Consider the following 21,227-nt stretch of genomic DNA (forward strand, 5'->3'; position numbering starts at 1 on the left):
ATAGCCGAAGCCATCTTTTATGACACAACCATGCGGTTGCATCTCTTACCCGGTATTAGCACCGATTTCTCGATGTTATCCCAGTCTAAGGGGCAGGTTGCCCACGTGTTACTCACCCGTCCGCCGCTAACGTCATAAGAGCAAGCTCTTAATCAGTCCGCTCGACTTGCATGTATTAGGCACGCCGCCAGCGTTCGTCCTGAGCCAGGATCAAACTCTCCATAAAAATGGTGAGCTGATTAGCTCAAATAAATAATAAATTGACGAGATTTGATTTTATCGAAATAAAACAATCTCTTTTTCGCTTGGCTTTTGTTCAGTTTTCAAAGAACTCTTTTGTCGACTTCCTTAGCGACTTAACTACTTTAACATGCATTCTAAGATAAGTCAACATATTTTTTGGTGGGCCTGAGTGGACTCGAACCACCGACCTCACGCTTATCAGGCGTGCGCTCTAACCAGCTGAGCTACAGGCCCGCTAAAAAGACATAAAAAAAGCACGTCCCACCAAATATTTTGTTGGAGCGGGTGATGGGAATCGAACCCACGACATCAGCTTGGAAGGCTGAGGTTTTACCACTAAACTACACCCGCATATTAGACGATTAAAAAAAATGGTCGGGAAGACAGGATTTGAACCTGCGACCCCCTGGTCCCAAACCAGGTGCTCTACCAAGCTGAGCCACTTCCCGTTTCTAAAAAGTAAAAGTTGTTAGATGGCGCGCCCGAGAGGAGTCGAACCCCTAACCTTTTGATCCGTAGTCAAACGCTCTATCCAATTGAGCTACGGGCGCACTTTGGTGCGGTTGAGAGGACTCGAACCTCCACGGGGTCAACCCCCACTAGGCCCTCAACCTAGCGCGTCTGCCATTCCGCCACAACCGCATAAGCGTTTATCAGAACTACTATTATCATTAAATTAAGTGCGGGTGAAGGGAGTCGAACCCCCACGTCATAAGACACTAGATCCTAAGTCTAGCGCGTCTGCCAATTCCGCCACACCCGCGGATTTTCAAAAAATAAATGGCGGTCCGGACGGGACTCGAACCCGCGACCTCCTGCGTGACAGGCAGGCATTCTAACCAACTGAACTACCGGACCGTAATGGTGGAGGATGACGGGATCGAACCGCCGACCCCCTGCTTGTAAGGCAGGTGCTCTCCCAGCTGAGCTAATCCTCCATTCTATCAATTGAAAGGGATACGAACGAGATTAGAAACTCCAAATCTCAATCAACATACTATATTTAAAAGTGACCCGTACGGGATTCGAACCCGTGTTACCGCCGTGAAAGGGCGGTGTCTTAACCGCTTGACCAACGGGCCATCATGAAATTCGATGGCGGAGAAGGAGGGATTTGAACCCTCGCGCCGCTCGCGCGACCTACACCCTTAGCAGGGGCGCCCCTTCAGCCACTTGGGTACTTCTCCGTGGCTCCACAGGTAGGACTCGAACCTACGACCGATCGGTTAACAGCCGATAGCTCTACCACTGAGCTACTGTGGAATAATTCGACCTTTAACATTATATTAGAATCATAATCTAAAGTCAATATCTTTCAAAAAAAACTTAATCACCCTCGTTCAGCGACTTCTATAATATATCACAGGACTATAATCAAAATCAATACTTTTTTATATAATTTTTTTCAGCTTCCCTTTACAACTCCCACACACATAACGCTTTACATCTATTCTTCTTTTACGATTAAAAATGAGCCCACATTTTGTGCAGCTATATTGATGCTTTGTTGTTACTTTATTCCTTGTACCCTCTATTAGTTGACAATTCTTTAAGCCACCAACTTTTTGTAAAAGCTGCTTAAAGTCTGAATCCTGATGCTTATAACCTTTATTTTGAATATGCAAATGATAATGACAGAGCTCATGCTTAATGATTCCGATAAGCTCTTCCTCACCAAAAGCTTCAAATTGTTTCGGGTTAATTTCAATATCATGCGAACGAAGGAGATACCTCCCCCCCGTCGTTCGTAAACGATTATTAAACCTTGCCTCGTGTAAAAATGGTCTCTCAAAAAAAGTGATAGAGATATCCTCCACTAATTTTTGCAATTGTTCTTGTTTCATCTTCACCTTATCCTTTTGTTTAGCAATAAAAAACGCACAACATTGACAAACACCCATACATATAATGAATATACTACCACACTCATTAAGGAGTTGGCTAACCATGCCCATTTGGTTAAGAAAACAACTAAAACGTGCATACGCAGAGAAAAACCGATATCAAGTGAAAATTCTAAATCAATGTTGGTTTTATTATCAGAGGAAAGAAAAGAAAGGTAAAAATGCATAGAGTGGAGTTTCACATACACAAATATCTAATTAGATCTTCTTTAAAAAAGGATGCCCAACAGGCTCAAAACTCCTGTAGGGCATCCTTAAAAATCTAATCTTTTATTAAATAGCACCTTAAGATATTTGTTTTTCCGGCTTTAGCATAGTTAAAGCAACCCGCCCCTTTTTCAGATCAACATCATCAACCCAAACCGTAACAATTTCCCCAACCGCAACGACTTCTAGTGGATGCTTAACAAAACGGTTTGTTAGTTTCGATATATGGACTAAGCCATCCTGCTTTACTCCAATATCTATAAAGGCTCCAAAGTCCACGACGTTACGCACAGTCCCCTGAAGTTCCATCCCTATTTTCAAATCCTCTAATTGTAAAACATCTGTTTTTAACAAAGGCTTCGCAACCTCGTCACGAGGATCACGTGCAGGTCTAATTAATGCATCAAACATGTCCTTTAATGTTGGGATTCCAATACCAGTCTCTTTCGCCACTGCTTCTAAATTAAGGGTTGCTAATTTCTCTTTTAACTCCCCGGATCCAATCTCCGATAGTTCAGCCCCTACTCGATTTAGTATATCTTTTGTTTCCTTATATACTTCTGGATGAATCGCTGTAGCATCTAATGGGTTTTTGGCTCCCTGAATTCTCAAGAAACCAATACACTGCTCATATGTCTTCGCTCCAAGACGCGGAACTTTTTTCAATTCGGCCCGATTCGTAAAACGGCCCTCTTCATCCCTTCGCTTTACAATATTTGTTGCAACGGATTTTGACAAACCTGCAACATATTGCAGCAATGATACAGAAGCCGTATTTACATTCACCCCTACTTGGTTAACAACCATTTCAACAACAAAGGTAAGTTGTTCATTTAATCGCTTTTGAGAAACATCGTGTTGATATTGACCAACCCCAACAGACTTCGGATCAATTTTCACTAACTCAGCTAGCGGATCTTGCAGACGTCGCGCGATAGAAACAGCACTTCTTTCTTCTACCTGTAAATGAGGAAATTCCTCTCTACCTAACTCCGACGCCGAATACACGCTGGCACCCGCTTCATTAACGATTAAATAGTAAAGTGATTTCGGAAGCTCCTTCATCAAATCTGCAATAAATTGTTCAGTCTCTCGAGATGCTGTACCGTTTCCGATGGCAATCATTTCAACTTGATGCTTTTCAAGTAACCTTTTTATTACCCCCTTAGCTTTTTCCGTTTCGTTACGTGGGGGGGTTGGATATACGACAGCAATATCTAGTACTTTACCAGTTGAATCTACAACAGCTAACTTACAGCCTGTCCGATATGCCGGGTCAACTCCTAAAACAACTTTATCTTTCATTGGGGGTTGCAACAGAAGATGGCGTAGATTTTCTGAAAAAATATGAATCGCTTGTTCTTCTGCTTTTTCAGTTAATTCATTTCGAATCTCACGTTCAATCGAAGGTTCAATCAACCGTTTATAGCCATCCTCGATCGCTTCTTTCACATAATCTACCGTAACAGAACCGTGCCTTGTAATGGTTTTATTCTCAATACGACTCAGGATTTTTTCAACCGGAAAAACTAAACCAACTCGTAAAATCCCTTCCTTTTCACCACGGTTCATTGCTAAGATTCGGTGGGGAACAATTGATTTCGTGGCCTCTTCATATTCATAATACATTTCAAAGACACCTTTTTCATCCGCTTCCTTATCTTTAACTGCAGTTGTAATCCTTCCTTCTCTAAAGCCCATTTCACGTATAAGCTTTCGCAGGTCTGCATCATCAGATATCCATTCAGCGATAATATCTTTCGCACCATTCAACACATCTTCGACTGCGTTAAGTTCGTGTTCCTGAGACAAAAACTCCTCTGCCTTTTTCTCGACATCCCCTTCACGAGGTAGTGAAAACAACCATTCCGCAAAGGGCTCTAGCCCTTTCTCCTTGGCGACCGTTGCCCTTGTCCTTCTTTTTTGTTTATAAGGACGGTACAAATCTTCCACTTCTTGAAGCTTACCGGCTTTTTCAATACTACCTTTAAGTTCAGGCGTTAACTTGCCCTGTTCTTCGATTAAACGAATGACTTCACTTTTTCGAGTATATAACTGATTGGCATACTCCCATTTTTCTACAATCGTACGTATTTGGACCTCATCTAACGCCCCTGTTAACTCCTTTCGATAACGAGCAATAAAAGGGACTGTATTTCCTTCTTCAACAAGGCTAATTAAATTTTTTATGTATTTTTGAGCTACTTTCATCTCATTAGAAATGGTTTCAATCATTTTTTCCCGAATCATCTCTTCCATATCGCCACTCCTTTAATATGTATATCAAATATCATTACCATATCTTTTTTTACAAGTATCACTCACTAAATAAACGAAATACGGAGTATATTATGAACCCGCTATGAGAAACATTCATAGCGGGCTAAAAAAGTGATGTTACTATTAAGAATACTATAATATACGAATTATTTAAACTTCCCTATCAGTAACGTTAAATCATCGTTACTAAGTGCTTGATATTCCGTTACATACTCATTTATTTGATTCTCAGGTGATTTCATTTCCAGCATGAGTTTATTCGACGGTGGCTTTTTCACTCCGTCAGAATACAACACAAATGACGTTCCACGGTAAATTTGATAGCATTTGCTTGAGATTTTTTGCATGCGTCCGGAAAGATATCCTCTTACAGGTATCGGTTGTACCGTCGTACCATCAGGCTGATACAAAACAAAACCAACGTTTCCAACATTACAATAGCAAAGTGTGTGCTGTTTTAAATCCACTTTTATAATGGTTAAAACAACACCCCTTTTATTAAATAAAGCTCTGTTACAAGCCTCAACTATTTGCTCTACATCCTTATCATGTTCATTCTTGATAACCTTCGTCGCTGTTTCTGCGGAATGATTCGCCCATTCTCCACTTCCTAAGCCATCAATAACTGCACAAACAATATAATCCTGCTCCTTAATGACAATATGCGCATCACCACAATAGCTTTTCCCTGACTTCGCTTCCTGAAAAGCAACAATATCAATCTGGTCATGTTCATAATTCTTAATCATTCTAAAATCTCCGAAGGTTTTACTCTAATCGACTCACGAAGCTTATCTAACGCTCGTCGCTGCAATCGAGACACATGCATTTGAGATATATTTAGTTTTTCGCCTGTTTCTTTCTGGCTCAGGTTTTCGTAGTACGTATAATGAAGAATCTGTCTTTCACGCTCATTCAACACACTAAAAGCCTTCTGAAGTAACAATTGCTGTTCTGTTTTCCCATAGCCATCATCTACATTTCCAACTAAATCAAGAAGCGTCACTTCTCCTCCCTCTTGATCAGCATCTAATGTCCGATCAACAGAAAGTGCCTGGTAGCTTTTACTCATTTCCATCGTTTCCAAAACTTCTTCCTCTGGAACATTTAAATATTCAGCAATTTCATGTACTCGAGGAGAACGTTGTAACTCTACCGTTAATGTTTCCACAGCTTTTTTAATCTTTGGGCCAAGCTCCTTAATCCGCCTTGGAACATGCACACTCCAAGTCTTATCTCTAATAAACCTTTTAATTTCTCCAACAATAGTTGGAACCGCAAACGATTCAAAGCTACGCCCAAATTCATTATCAAACCGTTTTAAAGCCGCTAGTAGTCCCACCATTCCGACTTGAAATAAATCCTCGTCATAATCGCGTCCTCGTGAAAATTTCCTCGCCAACGCACGAACGAGTGAGTCAAAATGTTCAACAAGCTTAATTTGTGTTTCCTCATCATTGTTTTCTTGATAGTATTTAATCCATTGGTATACGTCATCCTTGTTCTGGTTGTGCGGAAGAGAACCCGTTGACACTCTGCTCCACCCCATCTCGTTGCAGGAACTTTGTCATCATTAAGACAACACCTGATTCATCACTGATTTCAACTTTATCCATCAATGTATTGATAAGAAATAAACCAAGGCCACCTTCTTTCAGGTCACCGACTGGCTTATTTGAATCAACAGGACCAAGTCTTTCACGAATACCTTCCATATCAAAGCTTTGTCCTTTATCGGCAATGACAATTTCCATACGATTGCTGTGGAGATAAAATGAGACTGCAATCATCCCTTCGTCTTCATATGCATGTGCGACAACATTCGTACACGCTTCTGCAACTGCGATTTTCATATCCTCAATATCGTCATACGTAAAACCAACACGATTCGCAATCCCAGAAACAGTCAAACGTACAACGCCTACATATTCTGGTTTGGCAGGTACACTCATCTCGATGTGATCGGCTTGATGAAGACTCATTTTGCTTCCTCCCTTTTCCCAGCTTCAATCTCAATCACTTCATCCAATCCAGTAATAGAAAATAACCTCTTAATCCGCTCCGATAAACCTTTTAATTTCAGTGAACTTTCATGCTGGTGCGTTGCCTTGAGGACACCAATAAAAATACCTAACCCCGTACTATCAATATAGTTAACTTCTGTTAAATCAGTAACAATAACTTGTCCTTTCTTTTCAGCAAGAGGGATAAGCGCTTCTCTTAACTGTGGTGCTGTATAAGCGTCAATTTCACCTGTCAAATATACAATATCAATTCCGTCCTCTGGCTCATGACGAATCTCTAAATTCATACATTTACCTCCTCAGTTCACACTTTTATAAATATACACATACCCCAAGATTTAAGTTTTAAACGTTTCTTCTTAAAATCACTAACGTAAAATCATCCCTCATAGAAAAACCTTGAATTGTTGCCAAGTCTCTATAAACTCCCTCTACCATTTCTTGAGCAGGAAGTTTCATATACTTTCTTATTAACTTTACAACATGTTCACGTTCAATAAACTCATTATCTACCCTTCCCTCAGTCACTCCATCAGATAAAAAGACAATAAAGTCACCCGGATGTACAGTTCTATGGTACTCACGAAATTTGACCCTTCTCGACACGCCAAGCACGAGACCTTTTGTTACAAGATCCTGAAAACTATCCTCTTTAGCATCATAATAAAAACCAGGCTCGTGTCCAGCGCCAGAGTAATGGAAATCATGTGTTCTAGGATCATAAGAACCATACATCATCGTAATAAACATACTATCATCAACATTTTGCTCGACAACGCGATTAAGATTTTCTAAAAGCGCACCCGGTTGCAAGCGTTGCTCTGGCAAACTGTCCATCGCATACTTAATCATTGACATACACAGAGCAGCCGGCACGCCCTTTCCGATAATATCAGCAATCGCCACACCGATACACTGATTATCATCTTTAACAAAGTGATAATAGTCACCACTCATCTTATTCGCTGGTACACTGACCACGCCAATATCTAGTCCTTGAACATTTGGTATTTCCTTCGGTAATAATGTTTGTTGCATATTAGCCGCGACATCAATTTCAGTTTCAATTTCCTTCTGACGGTCGCGCAAGCTTTGGTGCTCTCTATAAGCTAGCCCATATCCCATCATCACCTCAAGGAGTAAATCGAAAGAATCCTGAACCCCTACTGGTAGCGAAGGAAACAATTCTTCTAATGCAGCCCGATGAATACTAACGAATTCTTCCGGTGAGACCTTGTGTTCAAGAATAGTCCTACTAAATTGTTCAGCTTCATATAAGCCTTGTTCTGTCTTGCGATGAAGAAAGGTTCGGAGAATGCTTTTATAGATTATCTCTAAATTCTCAACCGTATATTTCACAAACGCCCTCCTTTATCGGAGCCATTTCGTAGTTTCAATAACTGTCCCTTCCCCTACTTTGGAGTCGATAGTAAATTCATCCATCAAGCGTTTCACTCCCGGGAGACCTGCTCCTAAACCATTTGAAGTTGTGAAGCCATCTACCATAACTTGCCTTAAATCAGGAATACCTGGACCTTTATCCTGCGCAACAATTTTTATACCTTTTTTCAAACCAACTTTACTTGGTTTTTCCACAATCTCTAAACAGATTTCTCCCTGCTTTGCATATAAATAGATATTTCTCGCTAATTCAGAAATGGCTGTAGTTATCCGCGCTTGATCCACACTCCCAAAGCCAATTTCTTTTGAAAGGGTTCTCCCTGCTTGTCTCGCAGCCACAATCCCCCATTCATTCTTTACTTCCACACAGGATTGGGTTTTCATTGTTATCCCTCCAATTCCTGTTGCAATTTCTCTAGACCTTGTTCTAAGTCTAGTGCAGTTGGAACGGAATCTAATGTAATACCCATATCAATTAACGTAATCGCTACAGCCGGTTGTATACCAGTTAAGACAACTTTTGCTCCCATTAAGTTAGACATATCTACAACGTCGCCTAATACTTTTGCAATGAACGAATCAATCATATTTACTGATGTTAAATCAATGACCACACCTGTTGCTCCCTCTTTATGTATCTTATTAAGTAGATCTTCTTGAAACTGTAATGCAGTTTGGTCATCTAATTCTACTTGAATACTAATCAATAAATATTGCTTTAGCTTTAATATTGGAATTCTCATAATACCCCCTACCTTACAAATCAATCATTTTTTTATTTGTTAACTCAAGTGCCGTTGCCATCCCTTTACGCAACGTACTTTTTGTTGGAAATTTACTCAAGTCAATACCCAAATTAACAATCGTTTGTGCGATTTCAGGACGAATTCCTACGAGAATACATGTAGCCCCAACAAGTCGAACAGCTTCCGATGCCTGAATAATATGGTGAGCAACCATTGTATCCACAACTGGTACACCTGTTATATCAATTAACACTACATGAGAGCGGTTCGCAATAACACCTTCTAGTAAATTTTCCATAATTAGCTTCGCTCGAGCTGTATCAATTGTTCCAATAAGCGGCATCACTGTAATCCCTTCAAAAACAGGAATTAAAGGTGCTGATAGCTCAAGAAGAGAAAGCTTTTGCATTTCAAAAATATCTTCCCATGTTCCAGTATAATCATTAACTAGCTGATTAATGATCCCATCAATCCAAGATTCAATATCCTTAAATAATAGAAGTAATTTTTCAACATCCTTCTCATTCTCTGAAAACTCTGCTAAAATCACTCTCCGAAAAGCCTGAAGCCCTTTAGTAAAATAAGCCAAAGGCCAACCACTTTGAATATACCGTTCTGCAAACGCACTCAAACGCTCATTAGCTTCTTCTTGATTCGCATCCACATTATCAAAAATAAATTGCATAAATTCGCGATTAGTATTTTCATAAACTGTCGGTGAAATAGGTTTTAGATAGTTTTCTTTCCCTACGTTTATAAGCTCCTTCTCCCAACGCTCAATTAATGTCTGACGTTGTTCAAGGATGAATGACACGATGTAATCTTGCATGCCTTATTCCCCCAGTTTTTTAGTTTCCTTTTATTATTTCACGAGTTGACTTTTGTTGCAAAGACAATCCTCTAAAATTCAATCAACAATTATGTAACAAATCACCGATCAAAAAAAACTCCGCTCATCGGAGTTTTTCGTGATTAAAAATCAATTAACCCAAGACTAATAAACAGAGCATCATTCACTCGATTCATCATATCATCATCAAGATGGGTAATCTTGTCGGTAAGACGCTGCTTATCAATTGTTCGTACTTGCTCTAACAAAATAACCGAATCACGGTCAAAACCGTAACGCTTTGCATTGATTTCAACATGAGTCGGTAATTTTGCCTTCTGAATTTGTGCTGTAATCGCAGCCACAATAACAGTTGGGCTAAATCGATTTCCGATATCATTTTGTATCACGAGTACAGGACGAACCCCGCCTTGCTCTGAACCTACAACAGGTGAGAGATCCGCAAAGTAAACGTCGCCTCTTTTAACAATCAAACGCTACACCCCACTTACTAAGCGATCGAGGGTATTCTCTGCTTCCTCCTCGGCAAGAAAAGCTTCTGATGCAAGGTTTAAATTAATTTTTGCCATTTCCATATAACCTTGTTGCATCGTTTCGCGAATTTGAGACTTTTTTCGTTCACGAAGATACATTTTTGTAGCTTTCGAAATAATTTCGCTACGGTTTACATTCTCCTGCTTGATCAAACCGTCCACCTCGTTCAATAAATGTTGTGGCAAGCTTACTACAATACGCTTTGTGTTTTGATCTGACACCAACATCCACCCCCGGCATTCCAACGACCTGAATTGTTTTCTTTAACATGTAGCCTAGAAATTTAATATCCAAAATAATCATAGCACTACAGTCTTTGATTTGCAAAGGTCTATTGAACTTGTTTTAAAATTAATGCCTTTCCGACACTTAATACCAAGTAATGGATTCACCTTCACCTCCATATTTCCCCATTGTATTTATAGACCCGAGGAACGCGCCCACCAATGATACACGGAATTTCATAATTTATCGTTTTTAACCTTAATGCCACTTCATCCATGGAAACAGACTCCTCTCCATCAGTACCAACCAAAGTAACAACTGTGCCTACCTTCATCTCCCGTGGTAAACGAATCATACATTGGTCCATGCAAATTCTCCCTACAAAGGGTGCTCGCTCTTGTTCAACTAACACTTGCCCGCCTGAACTACTATGGGCTCGAATCCACCCATCCCCATAACCGATAGGAATAGTTCCAATCCATTCTTCACCTACCGTTTGGTAAGTAGCTCCATAACTTATATGTTCTCCCTTTGGCAATTTCTTTACTTGAACAAGTTTACTTTTTAATGAAAAAGCCGGCTTTAATTTGATAGGTAACTTGGTTGTTATGTCCGGTGAAGGCGTTAACCCATACATTGAAATACCGAGTCTAAACATATTAAAATTCCGCTCCGGGAATCTTAATCCAGCTGCACTATTCCCACAATGAATATAAGGAACAGAAACATCCCATTCCTTTAACCAATCAAGCACTTGCAAAAATCGGTCATACTGCATATGAAAGTAGTCTAAGTTTAGGTCATCTGCTGTCGCAAAATGAGTAAACACACCTTCTATAAAAAATGTTGTTGAATCCTTTGCGTAATGTAACAATTGCCTCGATTCTTCTTTGTCAATAAGTCCGATGCGCCCCATCCCAGTGTCAAACTTAATATGAATTTTAAGATTTTTTGAAGGACCAATCATTCTCTCAACTTCTTTAAGCCAATCCAATTGAAAAACAGTTAAACTAATATTATGCTTTATCGCCAATAAAGCTCCTTGTGGCTTCACACGACCTAACACGAGGATTGGTGCATCAATTCCGGCTTCCCTAAGTTCTAATGCTTCATCTAATACTGCTACACCTAGATAGGTTGCACCGGATTGAAGTGCCATTTTCGCCACTTCAACTGCTCCATGACCATAGCCATTTGCCTTCACCACAGCCATAATATTCATGTCTCGTTCTTTATAGAACTTGCGAATGGAACGAACATTATCTTCTATTGCATTAAGATCGACTTCCACCCACGTATCTCGATAAAAAGAATCCATAACACACTCACCATCCAAAACGACGTTTCATGTTTAAAATTATGATTTTCTCCCTATCGCTTGTCAATTGAATTCTTATGATAGGTTGTTCCTACAATGTTAAGATCATTCATTATTACGTAAATTTTACACATTATTTAAGAAAAGGCTCAGCATCGATATCCGAGCTGAGCCTTGAAAATAACTGCATTATTTTTCAGTCGTCCCGTAAACAGAGCGAGCAATTGACATCATCTCTTCTTCATCAAGCTCTGATGAAGCAAGAAGGAAGTCCACTCCGTCATAAGACCACATAATTGATTCATCTGTCATTACTCCGATTGTAAACCCTAAATCAACCGGCTCACCTTGACTCATGTTCATTGGCGTCGAGGCTGGAACCACCTGACTCTTTTCCTGAATAAGTGTAAATGGCTTCTCACCTTTATATTGAAGTACCACACGTTCACCATTCTCAGACTCAATATTTTGAGAGCCTTCAAGCTCCGTTCCTTGCGGTGTATACATCGGATAGTGAACGGTCATTGCCTCCGAAGGTTCTGCTAGTGTTGGTTCAGCTTCCATTTGTGCACCAGTCATATTTCGTTCCATATCAAAGTCCCCTTCGTTAAAGCTAGGGTCTAATTCAAAGGAAGAAAAATCTAGCTGGACCAAAACTTCTAAATCGGCATTCATAATTTTCACCTGTGTTGGTGATAAGTCCTTTTTGCTTAACGTGATTTCTTGAGAATTTAAATTTTTGTTTTGATAATTTGTATTTGTTTGGAATACATATTCGTCTTCTGTAGCCGTGAAAGAACGTTCTGGATCCATTAAGATGTCACGAATAAGTGACTCATACAAATACACTTGACTGCTGTTTGTCGGCCAATCGCTTTGAAAACGGAAGCTTTTGTTTAAAGCTGGCGTTAATACAAAAACACCATCATCGTTTCGAAGAATGATTTGACTCTGATCTTTGTTTTGGTTTGTTAGGGCTACACGGTAGTAGCTTTCACGTTGAAACCAAACGTCCACATCATACATTTGTGGCTCTTTACCTGTCTCTAGAGTCATTGTTGCTTCAGCCTTATAACCAGTCATTTCTGATAATTTTGTGTCTAAGTCATTAATAATGTCTTCTTGCGTTTTCTCTCCGCAACCCACTAGCATAATTGATGCTAATAATCCAAGGGCTACGAACCAACATAATTTTTTCATCCTTTCACCCCTTTGTCTCATTTGACGCCAGAGAAGAGATGACTCACTCAAGAGACGGCTTTCTTCATGATCGTAAGTCAAGAGAGTTAAGGAATACGGCTAGACTGGCAATAACCTATTTCTTCTTACTCTTCTTGAACCTCGTGCTGTTCGTTTTTATAGACCTGACTCTGCTTGAATGGTGCCTTCTCTCCCATCCGCACTACAACTATATGAGACAACTTCGGGCAATATGCAGACTAGCTTGACAAGCGTTCAAGAATTACTTGCGCAACCGCATAAGAATCGCTATGTGAGATTGAAAGATGAATCTCGCAATCCGTTGCTGCATAAAGGATTGGCTTCCCACTCGTTTCATTTAATATTTCTATATCATGCCAACTAAATGATTTTGAAATTCCTGTTCCAACTGCTTTTACAAACGCTTCTTTTGCGGCAAAACGTCCAGCAAGATACTCAACTTGTCGACCTTTTGATAATGTTTCATATTTAGCCTTCTCGTTTACCGTTAAAACCCTGTCTACAAACCTCCCCTGCCTTTCCACTAATGTTTCTATTCTTCTAAGCTCAACTAAGTCAATACCTATTCCTATTATCATCTAAAATCTCCTTTTCTTTAGATGGTTTACATATTCTCTTCGTTCCTATCGTAAGCTTTGTTAAGCGTTCTTTCTATCTTTTGTTATAATAATTCCTATACTAGTCTTGAGGAGGTATGTAATGTTTATACGAAATGAAAGTTTTTATTCTTTTCGAAAGAATTATCCCGTTATTACCGTTCTTGTTGCGATACATTTTATCCTCTTTCTTTGGATGAATCTTCTCCCAGGGGGTAGATTTATTGCTGAGATTGGAATCGGTTATAATCTAGCCGTTGCTTATTACGGAGAATATTGGCGGTTAGTTACACCAATTTTTATGCACCTTGGACTAGGTCATGTTCTATTTAATTCATTTTCCCTTGTCATCTTCGGTCCAGGTTTAGAAAAAATGCTCGGAAAAGTAAAATTCCTTACCCTCTATTTATTTGCTGGAATCATTGCTAATATTGCAACGTTTTATCTTGGGGGGCTTTCTTATCCACAACACCTTGGTGCCTCTGGTGCTATTTTTGGTTTATTCGGAGCTTACGTTTATATTGTTTTAAATCGTAAGAATCTAATTGATCGGGCGAATTCACAGCTTGTTATGACAATTTTAATCATTGGACTTGTCATGACGTTTGTTAATTCTAATATTAACATTCTTGCCCATCTATTTGGCCTAATTGGTGGAGCAGCCCTTGCACCAATTCTACTAACTGGTGTGAGATCATTTTCTATGTATCAGCATGTTCACGAGCCACAAAGTGTATCCTTTAACCCAAATCGGTGGGCCAGACATCGAAAAAATAAAAAACTCCTCGTTAAATCGGCTTGGATTCTTTTTATTATCTTTGTATTATTCGGCCTAGGCAGTCGTCTTTTTTAATTTCCCTTAGAAAAAGGAGGCTGTTTCGGAAGCTTAAACTCCCTTTCGAAACAGCCTCCATCAATTTTTAATTTATTTTCAAACCACCGATAAATGTATGGACATTATGCTCCATCATTTTTATATACGTTTCAGCCCCGCTTCCATCAAGGCCAACCGCATCGGTATACACCTCTCCCGCTATAGTAACACCTGCATTTTCAGCAACTGTTTCCATATACCTTTGATCAACTGTTGTCTCAACAAAGACAGCAGGAAGCTTTTTCTCTTGTATTAACTCAACAACACGTGAAATTTGCCCGGGTGTCCCTTCTTCATGAGAATTTAACTCCCAAATCCCAATCGTTTCAAAACCATAGGATTCACCGAAATATTTATAGGCATTCTCACTAATAACAAGCGTTTTACGTTCTTCAGGGATTTTAGAGGCCTCCTCCTCAATCCAATTATCCAACTCACGTAATGCTTCTAAATACGCTTCTGCATTTGCTTCATATATTTCCTTTCCCTCAGGATCCCGCTTAGATAAATCATCACGAATATTTTCTACATACACCATGACACGTTTAACATCTAACCAAGCATGAGGATCTGCCGCATCTTCACCTTCAATTGGGATTGTCGTAATGCCAGAGGAAACTTCCACTACTTCTACTTCTCCCACGTTATCAACTAACTTTTGTAGCCAGCCTTCCAAGTCAAACCCATTTACATAAAATACGGTTGCATCACTAACCTTTTGAAAATCACTTGGAACAGGCTCATACTCATGCGGCTCCTCTCCAATCGGCACGACATATTGAACCTCAGCCCGTTCCCCAGCTACGTTTTCAATCAAATCAGCAAGGATTGAAAAGCTCGTAACAACCTTAACCTCCTTACTTTCTGAGGTAGGTGCAGCTTCTTCTACTCCACATGCTGCAAGCAACACCACCGTTAACAATCCCGTTAAAAACAAAGCAAGCTTCTTTCCCATCGTTATTCCCCCTTTAATGTCGACTACTCTGAAATTAGTTGTAAAAAGACAACCTTTTTATATTCAGTAAAATGTTTTTACCCTACGCAACTTATTTTGTCATATTCTACTTCTCCTGTCTAGACGTTATCAATTTTTTTTAAAATTGGGACTAGATCAAAAAGGAATCTGAAAAAACTATTCCTAACCATTACCAAGAGAATCGTTCTCAATAATAGCCCGAAATCAATTGACAATGATTATCATTATTCGATATACTAATGATAATTAATCTCGAATAGGCATATCATAGTGTAGTAATTTAATTCAGGGAGGAAGCAGCTCATGAAAAAAGTGATTATCCACGCACTGAAGGATATTCATACGGTGATTACAAACAAACGTAAAGTCGGTGGGGCAGTTGAAGCTAAATCGATTCGATTACGTTCCGGTGAAGAATTTACTTTTCCTGTTTTCACAAGTTTAGAGTTAACGAACGGTCACTATCACTCCATTGGATTTATGACAACAGAAGGCGAACAATTCCTTGTTCATGTTGATGAGATTTCACTTATGAGAGGGTTAGAACATAAATTAATATGTCAACTTGAGAACAGTTCTGCACGAAAATACTTATTAACTGATACCATTCATTACTTAACTCGACTATGTGAAGTAAATGAAGGCTTCGTAACAGCTCCGTTTAAAGAGGAAGTTGAAACGCTCATTACGGACATTAGTGTTTCTGAATTAAAAGAACGCGGTTATGAAAATACACTTCCTTTCCTAGAGGAAAATGTAATCTCATTAAAAAAGAGCATGCTCGCTTAATTGCGTTCATGCTCTTTCTTCTTACTCTATTCTTTTTCTTGGCTTTCTAACGTACAAATAGCAGACGGTCTTTTAATCCTCAATGCAAGGGTTTCATAAACACGGAATGGATGATTCATTCCTTCTTCTCCTAAATAAGCCGTATCGAAATCTTCGGAAACTGCTAAGTCTAAATTATGTGGACCTGTATTCACGACAACACCTTTTTTACCCTTTAATACTGGTGATTGGAATACGCCACCTGTAATTAATTCTCTAACATGGTCAATCTCTAATACATTTGTTTCTTTATGAACACGATGTAACAATGCATAAAGCTCAGGTGAAACAATTAACGCATAAGGTCCATTATGTCCCATTTGCATTAATTTATTTCTTGCTTCAACTATATCACGAAAAGCATGGCCTGATTCGTACCAGTTTTCCATTAAATGTGTCAGACGTCCTTTTACATTCATAATACCTGGGATATCGAACTCCTCGGAACCGTGGAAGATCATCGCATCCTCCAAATAAGCAACCTGTCTTGCGGCATTTGCAGCTGCTGAAAAGTCAACCGGAATTCCCAACGTTTTTGCTTGTTCAACATCACGCCAATACAAAACAAAATCTTTATAAAGCATCGGTAACGTATAGCTTACTCTCTTTGTTGCGCTTTCTACCCCTTCATTTGTACCTTGGAAGTCTATCGTAGCTTGGCCATCTTCTAAGTAAATATCAGTGTGAATGCTTTGAACCCCTCTTCCAAGTGGGCCATGTAACGAAATAAAACGACGTCCCACTAATTGAGAACGAGCCATTTCAATTACTGTTTGATCAAGTTGAGTAAATTCCTGTTCATTTAATGGTGCATCTGGGAAGCGATTTGTTTTCGTCATCTATACACACTCCTTCATCTATAATAAACTTCCGACTGTAAATGCTGGTGAATCTATATTATCTGATATTATTTTCGAAGAACCCTCGTTACCCTCATTATATTTCGCTAATATCTCTTTTACATGTTGATAATGAGAATGTGCTTGTTCAAGCATTCCATTTAATAAAGCCTGACGCTCTTCATCTTGAAATCCATAAAGTGCAAGGTTCAAATGTTCAATAAAATGACGCAGCCCGTATGTTTCTAAATATAATGCTTGTAGAAAATGATTAGAGGGCCAAGGCCTTAGTGATTCGGGGGTATCATCTTGCTGGAAATTAGCAATAACATCTAATAGTTCCTTCACCCTACCTAACCGTTCCTCTTCCTCATCATATATGTGACGGTGATATAGACGCTCGTAATCACTTTGGGCGCTTTTGATTACAGGAGCTAATATTGCTAAAAAATCTTCAATCGCCGCTTTTGCTAGAAGCATGCTTTGATGAAGTTCAGCAAGTTCTTGCTTCAAATGTACTCACCCTCTCATAGAACGACTTCATTTAGTTTATTTTACCATACCCTTATTCTTATTCAAACTAACTTTAACTTTCTTTAGTCCATACAGTTTTCTAAAAATGAACAACTCAAACATGGAATGTCTTCGATGCTCGAAAGCTGTTCGTTTTGTTTTGGTAAATGTATGTATCGATGGGCCCGCTTCAAATCAAATACTTCAATTTGCTCTGGTAAACGTCCAAACGTTTTAACAGAAAAGGCTTTAACAACATTCCAATAAGCAGGTAATAATGTTTCATCGGTTTCACTTAATATTTTTTTTATAACAAAAGAATGCTCTGTCCAATTCCCTACATCAAATAGTAATGTGGCATGGTCCTTTTGTTCTTCAAATAAAAAGACAGGCGGCTTCATCCTTTTCTCTGATAATAAAAATAGCAATAGATGGTCCGATACAAAGGCAAATGTTGTTACATAATGAGCAACATTATGAAAGCAGTCTCGGTTCACTTTTCCCCAATGCCTACCTATTAGATGAAGGACGTTGAGACTTGTCCTTTCATTAAGAGACAACTGAAAGTATTCCAATACAATTTGGTTTATCACATTTTGAACGACATGTTGCCAAGTTAACTGTAATGTACCCAAATTCTTTTGGAAATAAAAGCGGTATGGACAAGCAATAAAATCATATAGTAGTTCTTCCTTTTGTAGTATTGTATGAAGATTACTTGTCATTCATGACCTCCTAATGTCCCTGTCTAGCTTGATAGTATTGGCATTCCTTTCTTTTCTCACATCCGTATTCACAGCGATCAATGGCTTGATATATCGAACACCATGAACGTTTAGCATAACAAATCGGTATCTCTTGTTCTGTTGCTTTCCTTTTTAGTACCGACGTTAAATTATGATTAATAAAATCGGTTAAAACAAGAATTAAATCAATGTGCGTTGGAATTTCTTTCTTTACCATCTGTGTTTTCCGACCACTTATATGAATGATTTCGCTAAAGCCTAACTCCTCAAGTTTTTTAGGAATTGAACCTAACCGGTCTGCTCCAACAATCATTAATGAAGACATCTATGTCACTCCTTTTATTGCGATGTGATAACAATTCTCATTATCATTGTAAATGAAATTCATTCTCAACGTCAATAGCATTTATAAATATATGGTAAAAAAATCAATTCAATTCTTAGATGTTTTATTGCTTGAAAAACGGGTATGTTGTATTGTTATATTCGGTAACCTAATAAAAAAACTGTACATTACGCATTAGAATACTCTTCAAAGTGAGGTGAATGATTTGATTGCAAACATGACAGAGGATCAACTTCTCGTACTCGTCATTAAATACATAAAAGAAGCAAAACGTGGCGCTCTGCAACAATTACTTGACGAATTACACCCCTATGATGTGGCTCAGCTATATCGTGGACTTCCAGAGAAGCACCACCACAAATTTTTAACTTTTTTAACACCTGACCAAATTGCAGATTTAATTCAAGAGCTTGAATATGAAATGCAAATGGAAATTTTACATAGGCTCGGTATCGAACGTTCATCTAAAGTCATGAACTTAATGGAAAATGATGACTTAGCCGATTTATTAAATGAGTTATCTGTTGATAAAATTCAAGAGTTTTTGAATGTCATGAAAAAAGAGGATTCCCAAAAAATCCGCTCACTTTTAAGCTATCCAGCAGATACAGCTGGTGGTTTAATGACAAACGAATTTGTATGGATACGCGATGACCAAACCGTAAGACAAGCTGTTGACAAATTAAAGGAGTATGCCAGCTTTTCCGAGAACATTTATTACCTATATGTAATTAATGATGATAAAAAGTTAGTCGGTGTAGTCTCTTATCGAGATTTATTAATTGCTGATGTTAATGATAAAATTGAGGATTTAATGTTTAGCAGGGTTGTATCTGTTCAAGTTGATACAGATCAGGAGCAGGTCGTTCAAATTATTGAACGATATGACTTCATTGCTGTCCCTGTTGTTGATGAAAATAATACATTACTTGGTATTATTACGGTCGATGATGCCATTGATGTTGTAATCCGAGAAGCAAATGAAGACATTGAAAGAATTTCCGCCGTTGGTCGTGATATTGACTTTAATACTAAGGCTATAACAGCTTCCGTACGACGTTTGCCTTGGCTTATTTTACTTTTATTTATCGGCCTTGTATCTGGTAGTATCATAAGTGGATTTGAAGAAACGTTGGAACAGGTTGTGGCGTTGATTTTCTTTATGCCTATGATTGCAGGTATGACGGGGAATACGGGGACGCAATCCCTTGCCGTGGTTGTCCGTGGTATCGTTACTACGGATGTTGATAGAAAAACGGTCATTAGACTAGTACTTCGTGAATTACGAGTTGGGATTATAATCGGAATTACATGTGGAATTTTAATTTCATTTATTGCTTTCTTTTGGAGACAGGATCTCGTTCTCGGCTTAGTGGTAGGTTCTTCTCTACTTTTAACGTTAATTATTGGAACGCTTGCTGGAACCATTATTCCGCTAACACTTTACCGCTTTGGAATTGATCCTGCTGTCGCTTCCGGTCCTTTAATTACGACGCTAAATGATATCTTCTCATTATTAATTTATTTTGGTATTGCAACCACATTCCTTCATCATCTTAGTGGGATGTAACCCGAACATATTAATTATCATCTGTTTAAAAAAGCATGGGATTCCATGCTTTTTTCGTTTCCTGACATGAAAAGGAAGCCCTTCGCATATAATCGAACAGCTTGTCAAAAACAGTGAAGGTGATATTGTGATAAAAACCTTGCTCTACCTTATCATTGGTTGTCTCATTATTGGTGTCGGGATTAATATGTTCTTTGTATCCTACCACCTCTTAGATGGGGGAATTATTGGTCTAGGTTTAATCGCCCATTATTTATGGGGAACCCCAGTCGGTATAACATTTATCGTTATTAGTATTCCCATTTACCTCTATGCTTGGAAGTATTATCGCTCCTTCTTGTATAACAGTCTTGCTGGATTACTATTATCGGCAGTATTTATTGATTGGCTTTCCCTATTTAAGTTGCATACAATAACAACGGATCCTTTAACAAGCGCTCTCCTTGGGGGAACTTTGCTCGGAATTGGCGTAGGCCTTATGTTTCGAGTAGATATTAGTACAGGGGGGTTAGATTTACTTGCCCAAATGACGGCAAAAAAAATGGATTGGAATGTTGGGATATTGGTCTTTATTTTTGATTTACTTGTAGTCTTTGCCGGCCTTGCCACCATTACTTGGGATGAGTTGATTTTATCAGTGATCGCAGTTGCTGCAACTGGAGCCGCCACCATTTTAATGACCTTATCCTCTCCACAAAAAGTTCATGTATAACAGATAAAAGGAAGAATCACTCTCTCTTGATTCTTCCTTTTTTATCGTGTTATATAGTCCCCTATTACCCAATACAAAAGACCGTATAAAGCCGTAATCGTAGCAATTAAAATAAATAATTTTTTATTTGAAAGCCTCAATTTCTTTTCACCTACCTCTATATCCTAGCCATATTATAACAAGGTTTATCTTCATTTAAACAATAACTTGTGACAACCTCATAAACTTTCCATTTACGATTTCTTGATTTAAGAACATACTTTAGGCACTTCCC

Annotated in this window: 25 protein-coding genes, 11 tRNA genes and 1 other annotated feature (1 of these 37 only partly in view); of the genes, 5 read left to right on the top strand and 31 right to left on the bottom strand. The window is 38.8% G+C overall.

All coding sequences use genetic code 11. The features are described 5' to 3' along the window. Window positions 1–226, bottom strand: a sequence feature (mutual gap in cmsearch alignment for this rRNA model is longer than 100); it reaches 865 nt to the left of the window's first position. 174 nt (window positions 227–400) lie between these two features. The 12 genes from B1R93_RS19840 to B1R93_RS19895 form a co-directional block, all read right to left on the bottom strand. Beyond that, a tRNA-Ile gene (locus B1R93_RS19840) sits at window positions 401–477 on the bottom strand. Window positions 478–520: 43 nt separating this feature from the next. Beyond that, window positions 521–594: transfer RNA gene (locus B1R93_RS19845), tRNA-Gly, on the bottom strand. A 21-nt stretch (window positions 595–615) separates the two neighbouring features. Next, window positions 616–692: transfer RNA gene (locus B1R93_RS19850), tRNA-Pro, on the bottom strand. Window positions 693–717: 25 nt separating this feature from the next. After that, a tRNA-Arg gene (locus tag B1R93_RS19855) sits at window positions 718–794 on the bottom strand. 4 nt (window positions 795–798) lie between these two features. Further along, window positions 799–885, bottom strand: a tRNA-Leu gene (locus tag B1R93_RS19860). Between the two features lie 39 nt (window positions 886–924). Further along, window positions 925–1,006 (bottom strand) — tRNA-Leu (locus B1R93_RS19865). Window positions 1,007–1,024: 18 nt separating this feature from the next. After that, window positions 1,025–1,101, bottom strand: a tRNA-Asp gene (locus tag B1R93_RS19870). 4 nt (window positions 1,102–1,105) lie between these two features. Then, window positions 1,106–1,181 (bottom strand) — tRNA-Val (locus tag B1R93_RS19875). A gap of 72 nt (window positions 1,182–1,253) precedes the next feature. Continuing rightward, window positions 1,254–1,325 (bottom strand) — tRNA-Glu (locus B1R93_RS19880). A 14-nt stretch (window positions 1,326–1,339) separates the two neighbouring features. Next, a tRNA-Ser gene (locus tag B1R93_RS19885) sits at window positions 1,340–1,430 on the bottom strand. Window position 1,431: 1 nt separating this feature from the next. Next, window positions 1,432–1,506: transfer RNA gene (locus B1R93_RS19890), tRNA-Asn, on the bottom strand. 128 nt (window positions 1,507–1,634) lie between these two features. Then, window positions 1,635–2,087 carry a SprT family protein gene (locus B1R93_RS19895; RefSeq protein WP_088105701.1) on the bottom strand — a complete coding sequence of 151 codons (453 nt, stop codon included), beginning with the start codon at window positions 2,085–2,087 and terminating at the stop codon, window positions 1,635–1,637. A gap of 103 nt (window positions 2,088–2,190) precedes the next feature. Between B1R93_RS19895 and cmpA the strand changes: the two genes are divergently transcribed. Beyond that, the gene (gene cmpA, locus B1R93_RS19900; protein ID WP_088105702.1) at window positions 2,191–2,316 is read left to right on the top strand and encodes a cortex morphogenetic protein CmpA; all 126 of its coding nucleotides are present in this window, start codon (window positions 2,191–2,193) and stop codon (window positions 2,314–2,316) included. Window positions 2,317–2,432: 116 nt separating this feature from the next. Here cmpA and B1R93_RS19905 read toward each other — a convergent pair whose 3' ends face one another. From B1R93_RS19905 to acpS, 14 genes are all read right to left on the bottom strand, one after another. Continuing rightward, window positions 2,433–4,613, bottom strand: coding sequence for a Tex family protein (locus tag B1R93_RS19905; RefSeq protein ID WP_088105703.1), 2,181 nt, complete (start codon window positions 4,611–4,613; stop codon window positions 2,433–2,435). A 167-nt stretch (window positions 4,614–4,780) separates the two neighbouring features. Further along, window positions 4,781–5,383 (bottom strand): PP2C family serine/threonine-protein phosphatase, encoded by a 603-nt coding sequence (locus B1R93_RS19910; RefSeq protein WP_088105704.1) that lies wholly within the window; start codon window positions 5,381–5,383, stop codon window positions 4,781–4,783. Beyond that, window positions 5,380–6,168 carry an RNA polymerase sigma factor SigB gene (gene sigB, locus B1R93_RS19915; RefSeq protein ID WP_088105705.1) on the bottom strand — a complete coding sequence of 263 codons (789 nt, stop codon included), beginning with the start codon at window positions 6,166–6,168 and terminating at the stop codon, window positions 5,380–5,382. The genes B1R93_RS19910 and sigB overlap by 4 nt, the downstream gene beginning before the upstream one ends. Beyond that, a complete protein-coding gene (rsbW, locus tag B1R93_RS19920; protein ID WP_088105706.1) occupies window positions 6,128–6,616 on the bottom strand; it encodes an anti-sigma B factor RsbW in 489 nt (162 codons plus the stop codon). The genes sigB and rsbW overlap by 41 nt, the downstream gene beginning before the upstream one ends. Continuing rightward, a complete protein-coding gene (locus tag B1R93_RS19925; protein WP_088105707.1) occupies window positions 6,613–6,945 on the bottom strand; it encodes an STAS domain-containing protein in 333 nt (110 codons plus the stop codon). The genes rsbW and B1R93_RS19925 overlap by 4 nt, the downstream gene beginning before the upstream one ends. 58 nt (window positions 6,946–7,003) lie before the next feature. After that, window positions 7,004–8,017: a PP2C family protein-serine/threonine phosphatase gene (locus B1R93_RS19930; RefSeq protein WP_088105708.1), complete on the bottom strand. Its 1,014-nt coding sequence runs from the start codon at window positions 8,015–8,017 to the stop codon at window positions 7,004–7,006. Window positions 8,018–8,029: 12 nt separating this feature from the next. Further along, the gene (locus tag B1R93_RS19935; RefSeq protein WP_088105709.1) at window positions 8,030–8,443 is read right to left on the bottom strand and encodes an anti-sigma regulatory factor; all 414 of its coding nucleotides are present in this window, start codon (window positions 8,441–8,443) and stop codon (window positions 8,030–8,032) included. A 2-nt stretch (window positions 8,444–8,445) separates the two neighbouring features. Next, window positions 8,446–8,802, bottom strand: a complete 357-nt coding sequence (locus B1R93_RS19940) for an STAS domain-containing protein (RefSeq protein WP_088105710.1) — start codon at window positions 8,800–8,802, stop codon at window positions 8,446–8,448. A 13-nt stretch (window positions 8,803–8,815) separates the two neighbouring features. Further along, window positions 8,816–9,634, bottom strand: coding sequence for an RsbT co-antagonist protein RsbRA (locus B1R93_RS19945; protein ID WP_088105711.1), 819 nt, complete (start codon window positions 9,632–9,634; stop codon window positions 8,816–8,818). Window positions 9,635–9,777: 143 nt separating this feature from the next. Then, a complete protein-coding gene (locus B1R93_RS19950) occupies window positions 9,778–10,128 on the bottom strand; it encodes a type II toxin-antitoxin system PemK/MazF family toxin (RefSeq protein WP_034631315.1) in 351 nt (116 codons plus the stop codon). 3 nt (window positions 10,129–10,131) lie between these two features. Then, window positions 10,132–10,416, bottom strand: a complete 285-nt coding sequence (locus B1R93_RS19955) for a CopG family ribbon-helix-helix protein (protein ID WP_165763898.1) — start codon at window positions 10,414–10,416, stop codon at window positions 10,132–10,134. A gap of 167 nt (window positions 10,417–10,583) precedes the next feature. Beyond that, the gene (gene alr, locus B1R93_RS19960; protein ID WP_088105713.1) at window positions 10,584–11,732 is read right to left on the bottom strand and encodes an alanine racemase; all 1,149 of its coding nucleotides are present in this window, start codon (window positions 11,730–11,732) and stop codon (window positions 10,584–10,586) included. 189 nt (window positions 11,733–11,921) lie between these two features. Next, on the bottom strand, window positions 11,922–12,932 hold the full coding sequence (locus B1R93_RS19965; RefSeq protein ID WP_088105714.1) for a LolA family protein: 1,011 nt from the start codon (window positions 12,930–12,932) through the stop codon (window positions 11,922–11,924). 239 nt (window positions 12,933–13,171) lie between these two features. Then, window positions 13,172–13,531: a holo-ACP synthase gene (gene acpS / locus B1R93_RS19970; RefSeq protein WP_088105715.1), complete on the bottom strand. Its 360-nt coding sequence runs from the start codon at window positions 13,529–13,531 to the stop codon at window positions 13,172–13,174. A 121-nt stretch (window positions 13,532–13,652) separates the two neighbouring features. Between acpS and B1R93_RS19975 the strand changes: the two genes are divergently transcribed. Further along, entirely contained in the window at window positions 13,653–14,402 is a 750-nt protein-coding gene (locus B1R93_RS19975) for a rhomboid family intramembrane serine protease (RefSeq protein WP_088105716.1), read from the top strand. Between the two features lie 67 nt (window positions 14,403–14,469). Here the strand turns inward: B1R93_RS19975 and B1R93_RS19980 are convergent, their stop codons facing one another. Next, window positions 14,470–15,378, bottom strand: coding sequence for a metal ABC transporter substrate-binding protein (locus B1R93_RS19980; protein WP_088105717.1), 909 nt, complete (start codon window positions 15,376–15,378; stop codon window positions 14,470–14,472). Between the two features lie 324 nt (window positions 15,379–15,702). Here B1R93_RS19980 and B1R93_RS19985 point away from each other — a divergent pair, with 324 nt between their 5' ends. Then, window positions 15,703–16,188: a hypothetical protein gene (locus tag B1R93_RS19985; RefSeq protein WP_088105718.1), complete on the top strand. Its 486-nt coding sequence runs from the start codon at window positions 15,703–15,705 to the stop codon at window positions 16,186–16,188. Between the two features lie 26 nt (window positions 16,189–16,214). Here the strand turns inward: B1R93_RS19985 and B1R93_RS19990 are convergent, their stop codons facing one another. The 4 genes from B1R93_RS19990 to B1R93_RS20005 form a co-directional block, all read right to left on the bottom strand. Further along, on the bottom strand, window positions 16,215–17,066 hold the full coding sequence (locus B1R93_RS19990) for a family 1 encapsulin nanocompartment shell protein (protein WP_088105719.1): 852 nt from the start codon (window positions 17,064–17,066) through the stop codon (window positions 16,215–16,217). A gap of 18 nt (window positions 17,067–17,084) precedes the next feature. Then, window positions 17,085–17,579 carry an IMEF encapsulin system ferritin-like cargo protein gene (locus B1R93_RS19995; protein WP_088105720.1) on the bottom strand — a complete coding sequence of 165 codons (495 nt, stop codon included), beginning with the start codon at window positions 17,577–17,579 and terminating at the stop codon, window positions 17,085–17,087. A gap of 83 nt (window positions 17,580–17,662) precedes the next feature. Then, window positions 17,663–18,304: a hypothetical protein gene (locus tag B1R93_RS20000; RefSeq protein ID WP_088105721.1), complete on the bottom strand. Its 642-nt coding sequence runs from the start codon at window positions 18,302–18,304 to the stop codon at window positions 17,663–17,665. A gap of 10 nt (window positions 18,305–18,314) precedes the next feature. After that, entirely contained in the window at window positions 18,315–18,650 is a 336-nt protein-coding gene (locus B1R93_RS20005) for a DUF2325 domain-containing protein (protein ID WP_088105722.1), read from the bottom strand. Window positions 18,651–18,876: 226 nt separating this feature from the next. Here B1R93_RS20005 and mgtE point away from each other — a divergent pair, with 226 nt between their 5' ends. Together mgtE and B1R93_RS20015 are read left to right on the top strand one after the other, a co-directional pair. Next, entirely contained in the window at window positions 18,877–20,241 is a 1,365-nt protein-coding gene (gene mgtE, locus B1R93_RS20010; RefSeq protein WP_088105723.1) for a magnesium transporter, read from the top strand. Window positions 20,242–20,368: 127 nt separating this feature from the next. Then, window positions 20,369–20,953 carry a YitT family protein gene (locus B1R93_RS20015; protein WP_088105724.1) on the top strand — a complete coding sequence of 195 codons (585 nt, stop codon included), beginning with the start codon at window positions 20,369–20,371 and terminating at the stop codon, window positions 20,951–20,953. Window positions 20,954–21,227: the final 274 nt, after the last annotated feature.

Origin of the sequence: Halalkalibacter urbisdiaboli (assembly GCF_002156385.1) — a bacterium.
Classification (GTDB): Bacteria; Bacillota; Bacilli; order Bacillales; family Bacillaceae_D; genus Halalkalibacter_A; species Halalkalibacter_A urbisdiaboli.